15 protein-coding genes are annotated in these 16,428 nt (G+C 45.4%); 4 read left to right on the top strand and 11 right to left on the bottom strand.

The genetic code is table 11. The annotated features are described in order from the left end of the window. Positions 1-131: 131 nt before the first annotated feature. Complete coding sequence (locus A3729_RS06375; RefSeq protein WP_197470033.1) at positions 132-377, bottom strand: hypothetical protein; 246 nt, start codon at positions 375-377, stop codon at positions 132-134. 429 nt (positions 378-806) lie between these two features. Between A3729_RS06375 and ppk1 the strand changes: the two genes are divergently transcribed. Then, positions 807-2,864: a polyphosphate kinase 1 gene (ppk1, locus tag A3729_RS06370; RefSeq protein ID WP_068633431.1), complete on the top strand. Its 2,058-nt coding sequence runs from the start codon at positions 807-809 to the stop codon at positions 2,862-2,864. A gap of 427 nt (positions 2,865-3,291) precedes the next feature. Here ppk1 and A3729_RS06365 read toward each other — a convergent pair whose 3' ends face one another. Together A3729_RS06365 and A3729_RS06360 are read right to left on the bottom strand one after the other, a co-directional pair. Further along, positions 3,292-4,434 (bottom strand): GNAT family N-acetyltransferase, encoded by a 1,143-nt coding sequence (locus A3729_RS06365; protein WP_068515347.1) that lies wholly within the window; start codon positions 4,432-4,434, stop codon positions 3,292-3,294. Between the two features lie 13 nt (positions 4,435-4,447). Next, complete coding sequence (locus A3729_RS06360) at positions 4,448-5,176, bottom strand: arylesterase (protein WP_304438880.1); 729 nt, start codon at positions 5,174-5,176, stop codon at positions 4,448-4,450. Between A3729_RS06360 and A3729_RS06355 the strand changes: the two genes are divergently transcribed. Both A3729_RS06355 and A3729_RS06350 read left to right on the top strand, forming a co-directional pair. Beyond that, positions 5,156-5,863, top strand: a complete 708-nt coding sequence (locus tag A3729_RS06355) for an ABC transporter ATP-binding protein (RefSeq protein ID WP_068553431.1) — start codon at positions 5,156-5,158, stop codon at positions 5,861-5,863. The two genes, A3729_RS06360 and A3729_RS06355, sit on opposite strands and share 21 nt — an antisense overlap. Position 5,864: 1 nt before the next feature. Next, positions 5,865-8,435: an ABC transporter permease gene (locus tag A3729_RS06350; RefSeq protein ID WP_068515352.1), complete on the top strand. Its 2,571-nt coding sequence runs from the start codon at positions 5,865-5,867 to the stop codon at positions 8,433-8,435. Between the two features lie 189 nt (positions 8,436-8,624). Here the strand turns inward: A3729_RS06350 and A3729_RS06345 are convergent, their stop codons facing one another. From A3729_RS06345 to A3729_RS06320, 6 genes are all read right to left on the bottom strand, one after another. Next, a complete protein-coding gene (locus A3729_RS06345; RefSeq protein ID WP_231872095.1) occupies positions 8,625-9,785 on the bottom strand; it encodes a cell adhesion protein in 1,161 nt (386 codons plus the stop codon). Between the two features lie 297 nt (positions 9,786-10,082). Then, positions 10,083-10,589 (bottom strand): DUF3087 family protein, encoded by a 507-nt coding sequence (locus tag A3729_RS06340; RefSeq protein ID WP_068513612.1) that lies wholly within the window; start codon positions 10,587-10,589, stop codon positions 10,083-10,085. Positions 10,590-10,641: 52 nt separating this feature from the next. Next, entirely contained in the window at positions 10,642-10,845 is a 204-nt protein-coding gene (locus A3729_RS31380) for a hypothetical protein (protein WP_156490508.1), read from the bottom strand. Between the two features lie 249 nt (positions 10,846-11,094). Beyond that, the gene (locus A3729_RS06330) at positions 11,095-11,871 is read right to left on the bottom strand and encodes a hypothetical protein (protein ID WP_068513607.1); all 777 of its coding nucleotides are present in this window, start codon (positions 11,869-11,871) and stop codon (positions 11,095-11,097) included. Positions 11,872-11,880: 9 nt separating this feature from the next. Next, entirely contained in the window at positions 11,881-12,105 is a 225-nt protein-coding gene (locus A3729_RS06325) for a hypothetical protein (protein WP_156490509.1), read from the bottom strand. Between the two features lie 72 nt (positions 12,106-12,177). Beyond that, the gene (locus A3729_RS06320) at positions 12,178-12,771 is read right to left on the bottom strand and encodes a pyridoxamine 5'-phosphate oxidase family protein (RefSeq protein WP_197469914.1); all 594 of its coding nucleotides are present in this window, start codon (positions 12,769-12,771) and stop codon (positions 12,178-12,180) included. Positions 12,772-12,899: 128 nt separating this feature from the next. Here A3729_RS06320 and A3729_RS06315 point away from each other — a divergent pair, with 128 nt between their 5' ends. After that, positions 12,900-14,390 (top strand): PLP-dependent aminotransferase family protein, encoded by a 1,491-nt coding sequence (locus A3729_RS06315; RefSeq protein WP_068513601.1) that lies wholly within the window; start codon positions 12,900-12,902, stop codon positions 14,388-14,390. A gap of 23 nt (positions 14,391-14,413) precedes the next feature. Here A3729_RS06315 and A3729_RS06310 read toward each other — a convergent pair whose 3' ends face one another. Beyond that, positions 14,414-15,541, bottom strand: coding sequence for a hypothetical protein (locus A3729_RS06310; RefSeq protein ID WP_068513598.1), 1,128 nt, complete (start codon positions 15,539-15,541; stop codon positions 14,414-14,416). A gap of 151 nt (positions 15,542-15,692) precedes the next feature. After that, positions 15,693-16,428, bottom strand: a 736-nt coding sequence (gene selD / locus A3729_RS06305; RefSeq protein ID WP_068633429.1) for a selenide, water dikinase SelD, incomplete at its 5' end; no start/stop codon positions are given.

The raw sequence follows: 16,428 nt of genomic DNA, 5'->3' as shown, positions 1-16,428 counted from the left end.
CTATTAAAACTACAAACAAATTAAACAATAAATACTAAACAGTATAAAAGTTACACGTTTTTTTTAGAGCATAACAACTAAAATCACGTGCACTAATGGTATTTTTATAATTTCTAACATGGCAGATTCAACTAATCCAATTTGCCATGTTCTTTAATATAGTCCTTTACCAAGCTCTCAATTAGCTTTTGTATACTCGTTTCTTGCTCTATCGCAATAATCTTCAGTGCTTTCAATGTTTTCTTATCTAAACGTAGGGAGGTATTTTTCTTAGCCTTCTCTTTTTTCTCGGATGCATGCACTTGATCAAGCTGAGGAGTCTTAGCCGTACCTTTCGACACTGCATCGGTTTTCTTATCTGTACTCTTGCGACTCATAAAGAGACCCCTTGTCGTTTCACTACCCTATAAACGGCATAGTAACATCCATTCATCCATATTGCCGAGCACCATAAAAGGCAAAGGCGCGAATTATCGCGCCCCTACATTAGCTTCAAGATGGCACATTAAGCCTTCTTCAGCGCCTTTTTCAGCTTGCTGATTTTCTTAGTCTGCTTGGCTACTTTAGCTTTACGCGCTTTGATCTCTTTCTTGATAGATTTTGTTTTCTTAGACATGGTAAATCACCTTTCTTTGTGTAAATAACATTAATTGACGTAATGACGTCACTACGTCAATATCTATCCTAGACCTACATAACCGGAAATACAAAGTATTTGAACCTCAGGACTTAAATTGTCATCAAACTGTCACATAAGTCCTATTTAAATAGTCCGGTTGATTAAGCTGTATGCGAGTAGTTTCAAAATGACGAACAAGCAAGATTTTATAGAGAAAGAACTGAGTTGGCTGTCCTTCAATGAGCGCGTTCTACAGGAAGCCGCTGATGCAAATGTACCGATTGTCGAGCGGGTCAGGTTTCTCGGTATATATTCCAATAATATGGATGAGTTCTTCCGTGTTCGTGTCGCCGACGTAAAGCGAAAAATTTTTATTAAGAAAGACCAAGGCGAAGATGCCAGTGAAGATCGAGAATTACTTAAGAAGATTCAAAAGAAAGTCATCAAGCTAGGCGAACGGTTTGACGAAATCTATATTCACGTTTTGAAATGCCTGGCCCGGCGCAACATTTTTCTGATCAACGAGCAACAGTTATCTCCAGAGCAAGGGGAATGGGTTAATCAGTATTTCAAAGACAATGTTCTGCAATACATTAACCCTATAATGTGCGAGGGAAAAATCGACCTTGCTCAGGTATTGGATGATGACATCACCTACCTTGCGGTCGAACTAATTCGCAAAGGCGAATCTAGATATAGTTTGGTTGAAGTACCCTCAGACGATATGAGCCGTTTCATTGAGCTACCTAGAATCAAGGGGCAAAAGCGCCGCTGCATCATCATGCTTGATAATATTATTCGCTACTCTCTGAAGAGCGTCTTCAAAGGCAATTATAAGTTTGATGAAATTCATGCCTATTCCATGAAGATGACTCGTGATGCGGAATACGGGCTATCTGAAGATATTGACCAATCTCTACTAGAGCAGATGTCACTCAGCATTAAGCAACGCATGACAGCTGAGCCAGTTCGCTTTGTCTATGACAGGGAAATGCCGAAATCCACACTGAACTACTTGCTTGATAAAATCGGCATCTCAAATTATGACGCCGTCATCCCGGGTGGCCGCTATCACAACTTCAGAGACTTCATCAGTTTCCCTAATATCGGGCGCAACTATTTAGAATATTCACCGCTTCCGAGAATCGAAAGCAAGAAGTTCGCCGCTCACAAAAGCAGCTTCCAGGCGATTTCTGAAGGCGATATTTTACTTTATTACCCGTATCACAAGTTCAACCATTTCACCGAGTTCGTACGGCAGGCATCATACGATCCTAAAGTTGAACATATCAGTATCAGCATTTATCGCGTCGCCAAAAAAAGCCGAATTATCGATGCCCTGATCAATGCGGCAAAGAATGGTAAAAATGTTCGCGTCGTGGTTGAGCTGCGCGCCCGCTTTGACGAAGAAGCAAATATAGAATGGGCGAAGGTACTGACCGATGCGGGCATCAAAGTAGACTTTGGTGTGCCTGCATTGAAGTGCCACACCAAGCTTTGTTTAATTGGACGCAACGAAAGTGACGGCTATAAGCGCTACGCTCACATCGGCACAGGTAACTTCCACGAGAAGACCGCAAGGATTTATACCGACTTCTCTTTATTTACCTGCCACGATGAAATTACCGCCGAAGTAGAAGACGTATTTAACTTCATTCGCTTCAGCTATAAACATTATCACTTCAAACACCTTATCGTCTCGCCAAATGATTTCCGGCCACGTGTTCACAAGTTGATTGATCGTGAGATAAAGCACGCCGAGAAAGGCCTGACTGCCGAAATCATGCTGAAGGTCAATAACCTGGTCGATGACGAAGTCGTTGGGCACCTCTACAAAGCAAGCCAGGCTGGCGTAAAAATTCGCATTATTATTCGTGGCATGTGCACCCTTTTACCCGGAGTTAAAGGTTTGAGCGACAACATCAAAGTTATTAGCATTGTCGATCGTTTTCTAGAGCACCCGCGTGTATCGATATTCTCCAATCAGGGCGAGCACGAGATTTATATCTCATCTGCAGACTGGATGACCCGCAACATCGACCACCGTGTTGAAGTAGGCTGCCCGGTTTACAACAAACAGCTTCAAAAGCAGATTCTGGATATCTTCGAGATTCAATGGTCAGATACCACCAAAGCCCGAATCATCGACGCCAAGCAAACTAACCAATACAAACCACGGGGCAACAAACGTAAGATTCAATCCCAACTGGCGATTCATGATTATATCGCCAAGCTTGAGAAGTGAGGTCATTGGTGCTTGCTTGGGTTTTAGCCTATTACAGGTTAGTAGGAGAGGGCGGAATGGCGGCAAGTTGGACTCTCGGCCCTTCCACACTGTGCCTTCCCGCACCACAACTCCGTCATTCCCGCGCAGGCGGGAATCCATTGTCTTGAATAGAACGCAGCATTTGAAACCGTCGTAGTAATCGAATTAATAAGGTTTGGGTCAAAAACAATGGATCCCCGCATGCGCGAGGATGACAACGGTGGGATATCATAACGTTAGGGGGTAAACATCTAATCGCGAACCGGTACACTTTGGCGTACATCCGACCAAAATCAAAACAAGTACCTATGTCTCGAAATGGCACTTTCCAGTCCAGACCTTATCAACGAGCTAGATCAGTTTCAAAAGATTGGAGAACATTAAAGCCGTGCAAACTAGCAGAGCCTTATTGCTGTTTTTTGAAAGGCAAATAAGTACTCGCATCCTCATAATAAGCTTCGAGCATTTCATTTTCTTTGCTAATAAATTCCGCAACGGGCTCTCGAAACCCTTCTTCAGCCAGCCAGTGGTTTGAGTAAGTATAAGTCGGACGAAAGCCTCGTTGGATTTTATGTTCACCCTGAACTCCGGGGTCAAACCTAGCCAGGCCATTCGCGATACAGTATTCAATCCCTTGATAGTAACAAAGCTCGAAATGAAGATTATTAGCCTCTTCGATACAGCCCCAATAACGACCGTACAAGGCATTATCGCCCTTAAAATTTAATGCACCAGCAATGTACTCGCCATTTCGCTTTGCCATCATCAACACAAGATACTCAGGCATCTCTGAAGCAATACGCTCAAAAAATGATGGCGATAAATAGCCACCATGACCGCTACGTTTGGCATAGGTGATTTGGTAAAAGTCATAAAAGCTACGCCAAAGCTCAGCGTTTATTTCCCTACCTTCCCATACCTCTACTTCTATTCCTTGCTGGGAAATACTTGCACGTTCTTTCTTAAGATTTTTTCGTTTTCGTGAGCTAAAAGAGGCGAGAAAGTCATCAAAACTCTGATAGCCCTCGTTCGTCCATTGAAAGTGCACAGCCTTACGCTGAAGAACCGGAGGCTTGAAGACTGTCGATAGTTCTGAACCAGGGAATAACAGATGCCAACCCGAGTAGCCTTGCTCATGACAATGCTTTGGAGCAAAGTCATGCAAGGCCGTAATCACGGCGCTATGATCAATACCCTCTCGTATAAGTATCCGTGAACCGGTAATGGGGGTGAAAGGAATGGCTGAAACTAACTTGGGATAATAAGCCAATCCATATTGATGGTAAGCATTCGCCCAAGCATGGTCAAAGACGTATTCACCATAGCTATGCTGCTTAACATAGCTAGGAACAGCGGCGACCAATGTATCGCCCTGATAAGCCATGAGGTGATGCACCAACCATCCTGAGCATCCACCAACCGCTTGTGTTTTTTCCAAGGCATCGAGAAAGTGGTAGCGCACAAAGGGGTAGCCCTCACCTGCCAAGGAATTCCAGGCCTGCTCTCCCACCTCAGCAATTGAGGTGACGTAACGGAACTCAATAGTCATCCTGTTGCCACACTTATTTAGCTGAAAGCAAAGTATCCAATACTTTGTCTACGTGCTCAAACATCGTTTGTTGCGCGCTTTCCGTCGGATGAATACCATCGTCTTGCATCATACCTTCAACACCAGCAACCCCTTCCAATAAGAAGGGAACTAAGGATAGATCCATTTGCAATGCCAGGTCTGAGTATATATTCGCAAAGGCTTTGGTATAACGGTCACCATAGTTAGGCGGTATCTGCATGCCTAGCAATATTACTTGGGCTCCAGCCTCTTGTGACATCACTGCCATCGCTTCTAGGTTATTACGAATCTGCCTAACCGGGGTTCCTCGTAAACCATCGTTTCCGCCAAGTTCAATAATGACGATAACGGGCTGATGAGTTGATAAGGCCTTACCTAAACGATAACGGCCACCGGTAGTGGTATCACCGCTGATACTTGCATTGATCACGCGATAGTTATCGCCCAGCTCACGCTGCATCAGCGCTACCCAGCCCTTACTCTTATCCAAACCAAAGGCCGCGCTAATACTGTCACCCACCACTAGAATGCTTGCAGCCTTTTGAACTGGAACAGTATTTTTTACCGGTAACGGTTTTTCTATTTCCGCCGCATACGTTAAGCTGCTTAGTAGAAGCAGGCAGCCAATAATAAAATAACGACCTAGCTGCATGTGCATCGCAAACCCCATTCTGTTTAGACAACTATTTTGTGATTGAATATGCCTGAAAATAGCACTCAAGAAAATCTCCTACTGAAACTCAATAATGTATGTAAGTCGGTCAATACCGGTTCAGAACAGCTTGATATCTTGCAAGGCATTCAACTTGAAATCAAGCAAGGAGAATCTGTCGCCATCGTTGGCGCGTCAGGTAGCGGCAAATCAACAATGCTAGGAATTATGGCCGGGCTTGATGAAAGTTCATCAGGCGAAGTCTACCTCTTGGGCGAAGCGTTACACCAGTTAAATGAAGATCAACGATCATCTGTCAGAGCAAAGGGGGTAGGCTTTGTCTTTCAAAGCTTCCAGCTGCTTCCCGGCCTGACGGCCTATGAAAATGTCAGCCTGCCGATAGAAATGTCTGGCAGGTATAACGCCCGCCAAACTGAAGAGAAAACACTAGACTGGCTGGACAAGGTTGGCCTGAGCCATCGAATCCATCACTACCCTAAACAGCTTTCGGGTGGTGAACAACAACGTGTTGCTATCGCTCGAGCCTTCTCTTCTGAGCCAAAAATATTGTTTGCAGACGAGCCTACCGGCAATCTCGACAGTAATACAGGGCAACAAATTGTAGAACAGCTTTTTTCCTTGAACTCTCAGTTGGGAACAACCCTTGTACTCGTAACGCATGACGAACAACTAGCTAAGCGCTGCGCCCGAACCGTACGCATGAGCGATGGCCAGGTAAAGGAGCTAAATGCTTAAGATGAATACAAGCACGCAAGGCCTCAGTTTCCTCAAACTTATTCGTCTGTCCCAGTCTCTTCTCAGACGAGAAACCCGTTCGGGGCAGCTCACCTTAATCATCTTTTCTCTTATTCTAGCCGTCACCGTCGCTACCATTATCAGTGTATTCAGTGCGCGTATGGAAGCCGGCATGTTGGCAAAGTCTACCGAGCTGCTTGGCGCCGACCTGCGCATTCGCTCCAGTCAAGAAATCCCGGCCGGGTTCGAAGAACGTGCGCAACAAAGCGGTTTATCAACCAGTACCACCTTGGAGTTCCCAAGTGTTGTGGTGGTAGGGGATGAAATGTCTTTGGCCGCCGTTAAAGCCGTCGATGATCATTACCCTCTTAAAGGTAAGGTTATGACTAGCTTGAGTGCCTTCAAGCCCGGGGAGAAAAGCCCAACAGGACCACCTCCTGGTAGTGTATGGCTAGAGTCTCGCTTACTGACGCTACTCAATGCAAAAATAGGCGACACACTGGAACTGGGCAAACAGAATTTCACCATAGGTGCACTCATCACCCAGGAAAGTGATCGCGGTGGAAACTTCTATAGTTTGTCCCCACGCCTGATGATGAATATGGCTGACATCGAAGCAGCTGGGCTTATTCAGACTGGGAGTCGCGTTACTTGGCGCTTATTGCTTGCAGACCTTCAAGACAAACAAGCTCAGACCGAGACGACTCAACTCAAGGGCTCGCTTAACTCAATTGACCAATACAAGGTCTGGCTGAAACCTCTACTCAGTGACAATCAAAGCCTGGAGTCATTATCAGATAACAACCAGGCGCTTGCCGCGGCACTCGATAAAGCACGTAGCTATCTTTCCTTAGCGGCCATTCTCGCGATTCTACTTGCGGGTATTGCCATTGCGATGGCCGCTCAAAACTATGCCCAACACCACTACGATACCAGCGCACTGTTAAGAACCTTGGGCGCCAGTCGTCAGCAAGTACTGTGGCTTTTTAGTCTGCAGTTACTGATTCTCGCCTTCATCACCACGCTCATCGGCCTAATGCTTGGCACCCTGATACAGGAACAACTTTCTTCCTTGCTAAGTATCCTATTTATCAATGACTTGCCTACCGCACCTTGGTCAGCTTGGGCTATTGCGAGTATTACGGCCCCGGTTACTCTACTGGGCTTTGCGCTACCTCACCTGATTCAACTAAGTCGCGTATCCCCACTTAGAATCCTGCGCCGTGACCTTGAGCCGATGAGCATTAGCGGAAGACTAATCTACGGCATCGCGCTCGCATGTATTCTCTCGTTATGCTTATGGTTTACCGGCGATGTAAAGATGTCTCTCGCAGTGATTGTCGGCGGATTGGTGACCCTTATCCTGCTCTCATTTGGTTTACGAGGAATACTTAAGCTTTTAGATAAAATCACACCTTCAGCACGCTTCAATATTTATGTGCGTTTCGCCTGGCGACACCTCATGCGCAACAATCAAAGTGCCAGCACTCAAATCTTGGCATTCGCGATGATATTGATGGTCATGCTAGTCATTAGTGTTGTAAGAAATGATTTACTAAATGACTGGCAACGCGGCTTACCCGAGAACGCGCCCAATTTCTTCGCTATGAATATACAAGCCTATGAATCGGATAGTTATAAAGCGGCACTCGAAGAAACCGGCTTCAAGAACTACCCGCTCTTTCCTATGGTTCCAGGGCGATTAACGCATATCAACGAACGCTATGTTCATGATGATGAAAAACTGAGTGAAGACCCGGCCCTTCAAAGAGATCTGGCGCTCACATGGAGTGAACAACTACCCGAAGGAAACAAAATACTGGAAGGTGTTTGGATAAATGATAAAAAGTCAGATGCGGCGAGCAAACAAGTTTCTATTGAATCGCGTTTAGCAGGGAGATTAGGTGTAAAGCTTAACGACACGCTTCGCTTCGAGGTGGCCGGACAAAGCTTCACAGTGACCATTACTAGTATTCGCAGTGTCGATTGGGGAACACTTAGTCCTAACTTTTATATGATTCTATCTGAGGCAGCGCTCCAGGACCTTCCGCTTAGTTACTTAACCAGTTTTCATGTCCCTTCTGGCAGCGAGGCAAAACTTACTAAGCTCATCCGCGAGTTCCCGACCATTACCTTACTCGACATGAGTATGGTCTTTACGCAAATTCAAAGTTTGCTCAAGCAAGTCAGCCTCGCTGTTGAGTACTTACTTATCCTAGTATTGATCGGCGGTGTGTTGGTCTTACTGGCGACCATTTATTCAAGTATCGATGAGCGAATATTACAAGGTGCAATTTTACGGACACTCGGCGCTAACCGAAAGCAGCTTCGCCTTAATCAGTGGAGTGAATTCGCTTTGTTAGGCCTCATGGCAGGTATTCTGGCCCTGCTGGGTACTGAAGCAATCTGCTATAGCTTATATCGCTATTTACTCGACCTAGACTATCAAGTGCAATGGCATCTTTGGGCATGGCTACCCATTAGTTCAGCCTTACTGATCATGTGTTTAGGAGGATTGAGTACAAGGAAGGTGGCTAGTCATTCGCCAGTTAGTGTACTTCGAGACAGCTAAGCACCGGGACAAGTCATTTGATGAAGCCATGAAGAATGAATTCTACCGAGGCATGGAAGTCGCTGCCGCATCAGGAGCCTTAGACGGCGCACAGGGGTTTACCAAAGGTCAGGGCAAGCATGGGCAATTTTAAAAGCTGAATAAGGAAAGCACGCCTCCTCATTCAGCCTTTTAACGTCTTAGCTTATTTTAGTAGTTCTTCACTTCAAACTGGTCATCCGAAGGCTTTGCGGTATAGCGACCTTCTACCTGATCCCACTCATAATCATTCCCCATCATAACCTTAATGCGGTTATCTGAAGTTCTGGCACTGGCGGCATCGTACCCTGTGTCTTTGCGTCTTCCCCACCAGTTAATCGTTACTTCTTCAGGCTCAGCATTATTCATTGACTGGAAGTACCAGTGACGTGCTTCAACATGTTTACCGGCAATATCCCATGAATTCAGATACCAAAAACGCAAGTGGTTGAGGTTAACAATACTCTCCAACGGCGTGTTTTGGTCGCCAATCCATAAGTCATATATCGCCGATGACTTATACCATTCTACTGCGACATCCTGGTCGGCTATCATATCGGAAATGTACCAACGCGTTCGTTCGCCCACCCAGTCGTTCTGGCCGTCGCCGTTTTCATCACCAAGATAGCTTTTGCCATTTTTTGACCAGAAGGGGTCTAGCAGTGCAATACGGTCGGGCATAACATTATCAGACAGAGTGCCCTCATTAATCCCATCATTAATCTGCTTGGCCACATAAACAGCTAATTGGTTCCCCAAAGAGTGGCCTGCAAATCTCAGGTTTTTGTTATTGTTAGCCAGTACTGCTGTGATTTGCTCAAAAGCGATTTCACCGACCGACTTGTTCGGTGCCTGTGACGTGCTGTAACTACCGTCATCTAGCCGATAACGCATACCTTTTGGGCCATTAGCACTCCACATTTTGGCTTCTGCATCTTTGACTTCAGCTTCATCGGCAAACTGGTTCCAGTAAAATACGCCAACGTTCCAACCCCTTTGCTTCCAGGATTTATGCGAGAGTGAGTTGCCATTGTTGGCGAAGGTAAAGTCTTCGCGGTCATAGCCATCTTGCGAAGAGCCATTCTGCCAGCCATGGAAATAAATAACCGTTGGCTTCGAGTCGTCATAGTAATTACTAATGGTTTCGTTAATCGTGCCATCAGCCTCAATTGCTTTGACCTGATTCTCTGCGCCATTTTGCACCCTAGCCCAGTGCAGGCCATAGTCTAGAAATTCCTCTCCAGCCGCTAATGCGATATCAGAACAGGCAAGCGTCAGGCCTAGTGTCATGACCTTGAGTGGATGAGTATTAAAGAAAGATTTAGGTTTCATAATTTCCCCGTTTTTATGTTTGTTTTGGGTACTTCTTATTGTTCCTTTAGTGCTACAACACGCCACCTTCTTGTGGCGAAACTACAGACTAAAAAACAAATACTTAGAAGGCTTTGGCAAAAATGGGCAAACTAGGTTGTTTAGGTTAAAAGGTATTTATTCGGGCTGGATATTCGAATTTTAGTTGGGTTGTTATTTACTCTGACTCGTTGACTTTCGCACGATCAACCTCGTGCTAACCCGCCTGCGAGCCGTGGAAGGCTCTGCCTACAGATTTGGAGACCACCGCCCCTTCGTTCAAAGCGTCTTCAGTAAATCTGACTGATAATCTTCGATGCTCACGCTCAAACCCAAGCTTTGTATTTTTTCTTCCAGTTCGCGTAAGTCAGTTTTTAGCTGATTGATAGTGAGCGTATTGTCATCCAGCTCATATACCTGAATAGAAGCTTTCAAGTGATAATATTTGATGATAAACGCTTGGTGATTGTTCTGTTCCAACGCTTGGTTTAAGGCTTTTGATTTTCGGTAAATTGCATTGAGCTCTTGTTTAAGCTGCCAGACATACCAAACTTCCGACATAAACGGCGTATTCCGGTTTCGGTATAAAGTATTTAGCACAAGCGCTACGGCAGACACTACACCCACCAGATTCAGAACGAAATTTGAACCTCCAGGTTCCCCAACTAAATGAATCAGTAGGGTTGATACGCTAAGCGCGATCGCCAATAAAGCAACAATGCTTCCAGCAATCACCCAGTTAAGGTGCTTTCGATAAGTTGTTTTATCAATATTCTGTAAATTCATATTCTTCTAACTAAAACCTCTAAATATTCAGTCTCAAGATAACAACAGAAACTTAAATAAAAATGGCGGCCAAAAAGGCTAATAATATAAGCGCTGTAACCGGTACAGAGATACCAGAAAAGTATTGTATTAACTTTGGCCCTTCCGTGACTTTCACAGCACTGAAGGCTTCTTCAGCATTTCTATATACCTCAGCTTTTAACTCAATGGGAGCACCTGTGATAATTTTTTCCCGAATCTCTTCAAGTTCTTCCAAACTCAAAAAATTCAAGTAAGGCTCGTTCTCACTATAACTCAGGATAATCGAGCGTATTTGATCACGATGAGAGTCTGGGGTACGAGAACAAGCGTTACAGACCTCAAAGGCTATAGCCTTATTCTCACCGCAATAAATACATATACTTATCATAATATCGTCATTGGCCTTGTGCTAAGAGAGTACTATATGAAAGGAACAGCCAGCCTATCTTGGAAGATAAGCTAGCTTATTCTGGAATGCCTTAGCCTAATGCCCGAAGCTCTTCATAAGACCTTTAAGCTTGTCACCACCTTTCTCTTCAAGTTTCTCCATCAGCTTCTCTTTAGCTTTCGCTTTCAGTTTTTCCGTCTGCTTTGCTTTAGCTTCTTTGATAAGCTTATCAAGTATTTGTTTACCCATAGCCTGAGCAAGTTCCTTTGGAGGAAGGCCCGCACTTCCACCTACATTCGAGACAGCAAAGGTGGGGAGAGTTTCATCATACTTTTTCTGGCCAAGCGCACTCAGATCTAACGCTAGTTGCGTATCTTTGATAGTTAGCTTCTTGATCACGATGCGCACGTCGGAGTCTGCACCCGACTCTTCCTTAGTCTTGTCAGCACTGCCGCTTTTTCCTGAGTCAGCACTAGCCTGACTGGTAATCTGCTCAAGCAATACATTTAGATTACCTTTTCCTTGAGCATTCAATTCATACAGTGCCGAAAGTGAATCAACCAAGACTTCCCCAATGACAATCGGCATTTCAGTGATATTCTCTGTACCAATATCCAGGCGCACGATACCAAAACCAAGAGCTGACGTCGGGGTAAAGCCATTAGGGTTAGCGACAGAGAAATCGCTCAACTCACCAAAACCATCCATCAACCTGATATCAACACCCTCTACAACAACAGCGCTTTGTAAAGCCTTGCTGCCATGCGTTTCAACCTGCTCTTTAACGATGTCATTGAGTGAGCCGGCCAGGTAAGCAACACCTGCGACGGCGATTAGTATAATTATCAAAAGTGGTAATAGTATTTTCTTCATAAAGGTTACCTATGGCTGTTGTTGCTTATCTTTTAATTCGTTTTCGCGCTGATTGTGCCTTAATCTGGCCTTAATCACTAACTTCATTTTATGCATTCGATGACCACTGATGAATAATGCGATGGCTATCAAGCCTAGCACTCCGTGACCCGCCAGAGCCTGGCTTCCAAACTCCCGATACACGACATAGTCTTCGATTTGGCCGACAAAGCCAATCATTATGACAAAGCTCAAGAAAATTGCGATAAAGGTCGGTGCGCTGTGCGCACCGTCGGACTCCTTAAGCAGGCGCTTTTCGAGCCTGCCTTAATACTCCACTCGCTCTCCCCATGTTTTAATGATAGGAATCTCTCCCACCCAAACGGGAAGCACCAAGTCTTCAATGTCATCATTTGGGCCGCCCTGTCTTTGTTTCACTGCCCCTTCGTCGATGTCCATCCTGAGTAGTGATGTTGCCTGAAGTTCCTTTTCATTGGGTTGGCGAATTTGTTTCCAACGGCCGGTTTCGAGCTGTTCAACAAAGTGCTCATATGCGGCAAGCTGTTGCTGTTCATCTTCCACCAATTCAAAGTAGCCAAACAGTACAGCCGAACGATAGTTAGCACTGTGATGGAAGCCCGATTTCGCCATTACCCAGGCATTTAATTCAGCGAAGGATACACAGGCTTCGAGCCCACTCGTGAGTTGCTTAACCAGGCGACTGCCTCGACTACCATGGATATAAATCGCATTGTCGACACGCCAGCAAAGCATCGGGATAGACATAGGTTTACCTTCGGGCGCAAAGCAAATATGCGCCAGTTTTAGCTCATCAATCAAGGGGTATAAGTCGCTCTGTTGGTAACTGGCTCGTTTTGCTGCTCGCTTTATTTCAGAGCGCTGCGTTTTCTTTAAGGTCACCTCTATTCTCCTTTGTTATATAAAGATATTTCCTATCGCACTCGTATCTCTGTGCTTGACTCATGCTTAGTCTGAATCAATACTGGCCCCACATTAAGATCCAATAATTAATTTCTGGTGGTACCAATTTGAGCACTGAAGAATTTGACTCGTTACGTGACTTTTCTTTTTCTGGCACCGAGACACTGCAACATCAGCTGTATCAGGGGGTCAAGAACAGAATATTAGATGGACGATTAGTCTCAGGGAGGCGATTACCTTCTAGCCGTGCGCTGTCGAGTATTCTTAAGGTTAGCCGAAACACGGTTTCGGGCGCCTTCGAGCAACTGAAAGCTGAAGGCTACCTGCAAACGAAAAAAGGAGCGGGCCACTATATTGCGACCAATCTTCCTGATGATTATCTCAATGCTCAAACGAAGAACATCATGCGATTTGAGTCAAAACCAACCAAGATGCCGCTCTCTGATTCTGGAAAAGTCTTGCTCGGCGACAACAAGATCAGAGTCTATCGCAACACCAGTTTCGAAGCCGGTTTACCTGACCTCAAAGCTTTTCCCATCAAAAAATGGGGGCAAATATATCAACAACAAAGCCAGCGTATCGCCTTGCTTGGATATGATTCATTACAAGGTTCGTCCTACTTGAGAGAAGTGCTTGCCAGCTACTTAAAATCTTCACGAGGATTGGATTGCACACCCGAGCAAATCATCATCACGGTTGGCGCTCAACAAGCGGTCAATATCGCGATTCAAGTCATCTTGAATCACGGAGATGAAGTCTATTTGGAAAACCCGGGCTACATTGGAATGCGCGAAGCCTTTAAAGCACATCAGTGCAAAATTACCGGCATCCCGGTGGGTAAGAATGGCTTAGACCTACAAGCACTACCGAAGAAACCAAAGGGTAAAATCTTATGTGTCACACCGACTCATCAATATCCGATGGGCGGGATTATGCCTTTGGCAAATCGCTTAAACATCCTTCAATGGGCTGCTGAAAATGGAGTATGGATTCTGGAGGATGATTACGACAGTGAATATCACTATGAACACAAACCGATTGCCTCCATGCAAGGTTTGGGTTTACAGGATCAAGTTATCTACATCGGTTCATTTAGCAAGGTACTTTACCCTGCACTAAGGCTTGGCTACATGGTTGTCCCTGAGCAAGTCATTGCCCCATGTGTGAAGACGAAAAATAGAATCGCAGGGCAAACACCAATGGTTGAGCAGGAAACTGTCGCTGAGTTTATTGCAGAAGGGCACTTTATCAGGCACCTGAGAAAAATGAGAGGGCTCTATCACGAGAAATTCAAAACGATCATCGCGGCTTGCGAACAGCACCTGGAAAATCTCGCAAAGCCCGAGTGCACCGGCGCGGGCATGCACATAGTATTGATTTTTAATCCGCAACTTTGCCAGGCCGGGCTATCAGATATGAAGGTTGTTGAAGCGATGAGGGAGCATAACCTCTCTGCCAGCCCCTTATCCACTTATTACCTCGATCGAGCCGAGGAGCAAGGCCTTGTACTGGGTTTTGCTAATACGGAGCTAAGCCTGATTGATCCGCATATACAAACGCTTCGGAATGTCATGCTTTCATGCATGACTAGCACTTAATCAATACTGTAAGGTCAATCGAACTAAAACAAGCCCACACCTCTATCAATATACTCAACTCGGCGGCGAGGCGTACCATGAAATGATTGTTCCAGGTTGAATTCAACACTCCCAACCGGAACACTGAAGAATACTCCGCTCGGTGTCGAAACGCGTTGCTGACTAACAGGTTCAATCCATTCCATGGCCTTTTTCTGCATCGACAAAAAGAAACCGCCAGTAGGTAGAAAAGTGCCGTTCTTTTGTTTTTCCCCTACTTCCATGCTTTTAAACTGAGTCATCGGAAAACAGGTCGGAACTCCATGAAGGTTACAGTCAGTCGTGGCAAAATCTATATCACCAATAAACGGGATAGGCCCAAGCGTAAAATTTGAACCACTGGGCAAACCGATATGGGTCGCTCGGACAGGGTCTGGCTGACCACCGCTTTCATAATCTACCTCACCATCCACCACATTCGGTGCGGTAATCGGATGAGCCTGCCCTTCTACCGGTGTAAAAGGCAAGAGAGCCCCCGCTAAGGCAAACCACCAGGGGCGATTAGGGGCATCAATCAATGCGTAAGCATTATCCTTTATTTGAACGGGCAGTTGACCGGTAAAGCTCAAAATATCCCCAGAGAAAATACCACGCGCCTGATGAAAGCCAATACGCATACCCACTAGTTCATCGTCTTCTTTAGCGATTTCGATGTAAGGGTCATAAAACTCAAAAGGAATGATTTCGCCCGCTCTATAGTAGCGTCCATCCATCTTTCTACCACTGGTCTCGGCAATCGCGCCAAAGCTCATATTCTTAACCCAAAGATCTGCGCCCTGCTTTTCCAAGCCTGGTTCTGTTCCATCACACTCAAAACAAGCTTCGCCATTTTCCCAGCGAGGATATTCGCCTAATTTAAGCTCCTCAACGTTCAGCTGCGTCTTGAGTTCCATACCAATATTTACTCGGGTCATTTCTTTTCCAAGAACGGTTTCCTGGTCTAGGGTGACAAAAGCTTGGCCGGAAATCTCCGATAGCTCTTCATCCTGCAAGGGAGTCATATCGGAATAACAGTTTTCAACGAATAAAACCGTTTTCGCGTAAATACAACCTGCAATGAGTTTGCCCAATGTATGAATTTCATCTTTGATGCTGGAAAAGTAGGTACTCATACAAACATCCTTTTGCACATGTGTGTTTTTATTTTGTTTATTTTTCACACATGCTAACGATGAAAAGTACCTCCCTCAACGAGATATTCTTACCTTTGTGAATGCCTTCAAGTCAGCCCCCTCCAAAGGATGGTAAGGTAGCTGGATATTACTACTTAATCACTTCGCCAATCACACAAGCCAAGTCATAACCCGCGGTTCTCAGCTCATTTAAACAAGCGTTCGCTTGATCAGCAGGCACTCCAGCCAATAAACCTCCCGCAGTTTGGGGGTCAAATAAAATCTCTGCTTCTTTCGGCGTTTCCAAGGAAATAAAAGCACGCATCTTGGTATCGATTTGTTTGTTTTGCTCATGCAAGCTCGAGAATATACCCTTAGCCATCAGTGCTTCAGTACCGTCCAATACAGGTAAGGAAGCCAGATTCAAAGAAGCCTTTTGCTTTGACGCCTGAAGCATTTCCAGTAAGTGTCCAGCTAAGCCAAAGCCCGTGACATCGGTACAAGCTTTCGCCCTATGGTTGAAGAGGATATGACTCGCCTTTTGGTTAGACTGAAGCATCATTTCAATCGCCGATTTCACCCAAGGCCCCTTCGCCAAGCCTCGCATATCCCCTGCAAATAAAGCCCCTGTTCCCAGCGCTTTAGTTAGAATCAATTTATCACCTGGCTGAAGCCCAGCCTTGGTTAGAAGCTGGTTTTCATCGGTTAGACCATTAATGGTAAAGCCAAGGCTTAGTTCAGCACCTTCTGCAGTATGCCCCCCAACAATGGGCATCTCACACGCATCAAAAACCTTGCTCGCGCCAAGCATCAGATGAAGCAATTGCTGCTCAACTTTTTCTTCACTCGCAAAAGGTAAGGTCACTAAAGCTTGGGCGCTATGGGGC

Source organism: Oleiphilus sp. HI0043 (genome assembly GCF_001634935.1).
This window is presented reverse-complemented; position numbering and strand designations above follow the sequence as displayed.

Bases quoted from the DNA above. Each gene is read 5' to 3' on its own strand.
- A3729_RS06375 (WP_197470033.1), bottom strand. From the start codon at position 377: ATGAGTCGCAAGAGTACAGATAAGAAAACCGATGCAGTGTCGAAAGGT.
- ppk1 (WP_068633431.1), top strand. From the start codon at position 807: ATGACGAACAAGCAAGATTTTATAGAGAAAGAACTGAGTTGGCTGTCC.
- A3729_RS06365 (WP_068515347.1), bottom strand. From the start codon at position 4,434: ATGACTATTGAGTTCCGTTACGTCACCTCAATTGCTGAGGTGGGAGAG.
- A3729_RS06355 (WP_068553431.1), top strand. From the start codon at position 5,156: ATGCCTGAAAATAGCACTCAAGAAAATCTCCTACTGAAACTCAATAAT.
- A3729_RS06350 (WP_068515352.1), top strand. From the start codon at position 5,865: ATGAATACAAGCACGCAAGGCCTCAGTTTCCTCAAACTTATTCGTCTG.
- A3729_RS06345 (WP_231872095.1), bottom strand. From the start codon at position 9,785: ATGAAACCTAAATCTTTCTTTAATACTCATCCACTCAAGGTCATGACA.
- A3729_RS06340 (WP_068513612.1), bottom strand. From the start codon at position 10,589: ATGAATTTACAGAATATTGATAAAACAACTTATCGAAAGCACCTTAAC.
- A3729_RS06330 (WP_068513607.1), bottom strand. From the start codon at position 11,871: ATGAAGAAAATACTATTACCACTTTTGATAATTATACTAATCGCCGTC.
- A3729_RS06310 (WP_068513598.1), bottom strand. From the start codon at position 15,541: ATGAGTACCTACTTTTCCAGCATCAAAGATGAAATTCATACATTGGGC.